This window comes from Synechococcus sp. BA-120 BA3 (genome assembly GCF_034931285.1).
GTDB lineage: Bacteria > Cyanobacteriota > Cyanobacteriia > PCC-6307 > Cyanobiaceae > Cyanobium.
In genome coordinates this window covers 1-4,175 of sequence record NZ_JAYGHZ010000381.1, presented here as the reverse complement: position 1 = coordinate 4,175, position 4,175 = coordinate 1, and the positions used below count along the sequence as shown (strand labels likewise).

Annotated in this window: 3 protein-coding genes; 1 reads left to right on the top strand and 2 read right to left on the bottom strand. The window is 66.5% G+C overall.

From position 1 onward, the window contains the following. Nucleotides 1-301: 301 nt before the first annotated feature. Complete coding sequence (locus tag VB737_RS15375) at nucleotides 302-952, top strand: helix-turn-helix transcriptional regulator (RefSeq protein WP_500314247.1); 651 nt, start codon at nucleotides 302-304, stop codon at nucleotides 950-952. Nucleotides 953-967: 15 nt separating this feature from the next. On the opposite strand, the gene VB737_RS15370 is transcribed toward VB737_RS15375, so the two are convergent. Together VB737_RS15370 and VB737_RS15365 are read right to left on the bottom strand one after the other, a co-directional pair. Then, nucleotides 968-1,192, bottom strand: a complete 225-nt coding sequence (locus VB737_RS15370; protein WP_500314245.1) for a ribbon-helix-helix domain-containing protein — start codon at nucleotides 1,190-1,192, stop codon at nucleotides 968-970. A 182-nt stretch (nucleotides 1,193-1,374) separates the two neighbouring features. After that, on the bottom strand, nucleotides 1,375-4,175 hold a 2,801-nt coding region (locus VB737_RS15365; RefSeq protein WP_500314243.1), incomplete at its 5' end, for a CheR family methyltransferase.

The following is a 4,175-nucleotide window of genomic DNA, read 5'->3' as shown; positions in this document are numbered from 1 at the left end:
TCCCAATGGACTGATGAGCAAGACCAACCGGCGCCGGCTACGGCGTCAACAAGCCGGGGCTACAGCCTCACAGGGTGGGCCAGATTTCATGTCGCCGGAGGACCAATTCCGGATGTCGCTTGACAGGATCGCACGGCCCATGCGCCTGCGGTTCAGCAAGCGCAGGGTCCACCTCGTGGTGTTCGGCTACGGCGGCGAACAGCGATTACGGCAAGGTTCCTTCACTTGGCACTGTGCTCCCGGCCATTGTCTGCTGATGGCCGATGCCCCATGCACGATGGAAACCTCCCTCTCGTCCGGGGTGGCCTTCGGCCTCTGCCGGGATCGCTTGCTGCAGACAGCCCTGTCCATGGGCGGCTATGCGGAAGAGCCGAGCGGCTGGCGCGCGCGTTTGTCAGCGGCCCACAGCTGGAACCTGCTGGACGGTTCCCCTGACCATTCCTTGCATGCCGCACTTCGCCAGACCATCGCGACGGCCGGACAGCTCTCCACCTACGGCCAGGCACTCGTCGATGCCTTTCAACTGGATGACCATGTCTATCGACTGATGGCCGTCATGCTGCTGCCCGATCTGCTGGAGCCGAAGGCGCTGGATCGCTTGCTTCTGCGCCAGAGGCGTGGCCGGGATTCCTTCGATGAACTGATCGATTACATCAAGTTAAATCTTGATCAGCCGCTCACTCTCACGGAGTTGGAGTCCCGAAGTCACTACTCACGCCGGGCCCTGCAGTACGCCTTCTCCGAGCGGCTCGGGTGCACGGCCACCCAGTGGATCAAGAGTCAGCGCCTTGATCTGGCACGGAGCCGGCTGGAGAACCCCAAAATGGGCGATACCGTCGGAAGTATCGCCACGGAATGCGGCTACCGCTCCCTCGGATTGTTCAGTGTGGATTTCCAGCAGCGCTTTCATGTCAAGCCGTCGGTGCTGCTGAGGGAATCCCGGCAGAGGTAGCCAGCACCACGGCGTTCAGCGTCGATGCTGGTAGCCATCTCCCGTCGCGGCGCGATGGGCCGGGAGCTCCCGGGGTTCGATCGTCTGCAGCGAACTTTCCAGCAGGTACGCCGCGAGGTTGGAGAGGGAGCGGCCCTGGGTGTTGCTGCGCTCCACCAGGGCCTGATAGGCGTTGTAAGGGATGGTGATCGTGACCCGCACCGGCCGCCGGAAGGGGCCTGGGGATGCGTGGCTGATCATGGGGCCCTCGGAGTTGCTTGCTCACTCATAACGCGATTGCGTTGGGTTTTGTGCATCAACCACAGCGTGAGCCCTGCAGTTGGCCTGCGACTCTGCATCATCCTGGGCAGGCTGCACGATCCTGAAAGAGGTGATGAAGATCTGAAAACGGGCTGAACGCCGCGGGCCCTGCTGCGGCCCGATCAGGACTGAGGCGTCGGCAGCACCATCAGCAGCAGGGCGGATCCCATCGATGAGGGCAGCGGCCACAGCTCGACGCTGGCCTGAAGGGTCTGGCCATCCCGATGGCGGAGGGAAAAGGACTCACTCACGAACAGCGGTCCATCGGCGGGTGCATCGGTGCTGACGGGGACCGTGGCCGCCTCCGGCAGCTGGCAGAACAGGGAGGCCGGTGACCCCACCAGGCTGTCGCGCTCGAAGCCGATCCTGTGGCACAGGCTGGCGTTGACCAGCACCACCCGCTGGCTGCTGTCGAACACCGCCACCGAGAAGCTGGGGCTTTGGATCAGGGTCTCGAACAGGACCGAGAGATCGCGGCCATGGTCCTGGGCCTGGCGCACCTGGGTGATGTCGGAGAGGGTGCCGACCACATAGCGGTCCATCTCCTCGGTGAGCACCTTGGCGTTCTCGGTCACCCAGCGCTGCTCGCCATCGCGGCGGATGATCCGGTACTGCACCGTCCAGCCCCCCTGGGCCGGGTCTCGGCTGGCCCAGACCCGATCCCGGTCCTCCGGAAGGATGGCGTCGTCGAGCAGCTCCGGACGGGCGAACAGTTCGGCCGGGCTCCAACCCGTCAGGGGCAGGATGCGCTGGCTGGCATAGAGCAGCCGGTGGAGGCTGGCGTCCCGCTTCCAGACCGCCTCTTCCAGGGCATCGGTGAGGCTGGAGAAGGAATCGAGCGAGTCCTCGGCGGCCTGTCGCAGGGCCAGCAGTTCCGACACGTCGGTAAGGGTGACGATCGCTCCGAGCCGCTGACCTTCCCGTTCCTGGTAGGGCAGCACCTGGGCCAGGTAGGCGATGTCCTCGTTGACCGCCTCGATGTTGCGCCGGGGAGCACCGCCGACCACCTCCGTCAGGGCCGACCGCAGACCCGGCAGGGGCACGGTGGTGGGGATGCCCAGCAGGGGCCGGCCGATGTCGTCGTCCACCAGGGCGAACACCCGCACCGCCAGCGGCGTGAATCGGGTGATGCACAGATCCCGGTCGACGATGACCATGCCCTGGTTGAGGGAGTTCTGGATGTTCTCCAGGTCGGTGCTCAGCACCTGCAGCTCCGTGCTCCTGGCCCGCAGCTCCTGGTTGAGGGTGGCCAGTTCCTCATTGGTGGACTGCAGCTCCTCGTTGGAGGATTCCAGCTCCTCGTTGGACGACTGCAGCTCCTCCGAGGAGGCCTGCAGTTCCTCGGCCGAGGCCTCCAGCTCCTCGTTGGCCTCCTCCAGATCGGAGAGGGAACGGCGCAGGGTGTCGTGGCTGGTGAGCAGCTCCTTCTCCAGCCGGGCGATCTGCTGGTCGAAGTCCGGATCGCGGATCAGCGGAACGTCCGTGGGGACAGGCGCCGCGCCGTCGTGGGGTTCCTGCAGGAAGCACAGCAGGGTCAGCACCCGCTCGTTGACCTGGAGCGGCCGGACCTCCAGCCGCAAATGGCGTTCGAAGTCTGGGAGGTGCAGCAGGCGGCTGCGCACCGGCTGGCCATCGGCCCGCACCAGCAGCAGCAGGGCGCGGGCCTCGGCCTGCAGTTCCGGCAGCAGGAAGGTGGTGGCGGCGGTGGAGATCCGGCCCTCCGGCAGCCGGCAGAAGGGACTGACATCGCCGATCACCTCCACCAGTCCGTGGTTTTCATCCAGGATCACGCAGGGTGGCGACGTGCTGCGGACCAGCGCTTCGAGGGTGGCGACATGCTCCTCGACCACGGTCTCCCGCAGGATCGAGATGCGCCCGACGGGGCTGAACAGCATCGGTGGGCGCTGGGCGGTCGGGATGGCCGGGTCGTAGCGCGTGAACTGGTGTTCCGTCGTGCGGTGGAAGATGCGGTGCTCGGCGCTGGACACCTCGAAGCCCTCGGTCCTGTGGCCCAGCGACTCCGTGCGGCCGAGGAACAGCAGCCCCGCGGGCATCAGACCGAAGCGGAACTGCGCCAGCACCCGATCCTGCAGGGGCTGGGTGAAGTAAATGAGGGTGTTGCGGCTGGAGATCAGGTCCAGCCGCGGGAAGGGTGGATCGACGGCCACGTTGTGACGGGCGAAGACCACGCAGTTACGCAGGGCCTCGCAGATCTGGAGCTCACCGTTGCACGGCACCACGAAGCGTTCCCGCAGCGCTTCCGGGATGGCCAGGCTGGAGGCCGCCGGATAGGTGGCCCGGCGCGCCACGGCCAGGCTGTCCTCGTCGAGATCGGTGCCGAAGATCTTGAGGTGACGGGTCAGGTCCTGGGGGTGGCCGAGCACCTCGCTGATCAGCATGCCGATGGAATAGACCTCCTCGCCGGTGGCGCAGCCAGGCACCCACACCCGCAGGCGGTCCTTGCGGGTGCGCTGGGCCACATAGTCCTGCAGGAGCTCCCCGAGGGCCGCGAACGACTCCGGGTCACGGAAGAAGGAGGTGACGGTGACCAGCAGGTTGTGGACCAGGGCCGAGACCTCCTGGCGGTCGGCCGCCAGCAACCGCAGGTACTCCTCCATGCTCTCCATCTGGCGGATCGCCATGCGGCGCGCCAGCTGACGCTGCAGGGTGGAGGCCTTGTACTGGCTGAAGTCGATGCCGCTGTTGTGCAGCAGCAGCTCCAGGGCACTGGAGACGTTGAGGCCCCTGAGATCGGGAACGGTCAGATCGACCCAGTCGCCGTCCGAGCCCATCAGGCCGGTGAGGTGATGGCCGATGGCCGCCGGCTCGAGGATCAGGTCGGCCCCGCCCATGGCCACGGCGGCGGTGGGCATGGCGGCGAACCGGGCGCTCTTGGGGGTCTGGGCGATGGTGAGCCCACCGG

Coding starts and splice junctions, on each gene's coding strand:
- VB737_RS15370 (WP_500314245.1), bottom strand. CDS start 1,192: ATGATCAGCCACGCATCCCCAGGCCCCTTCCGGCGGCCGGTGCGGGTC.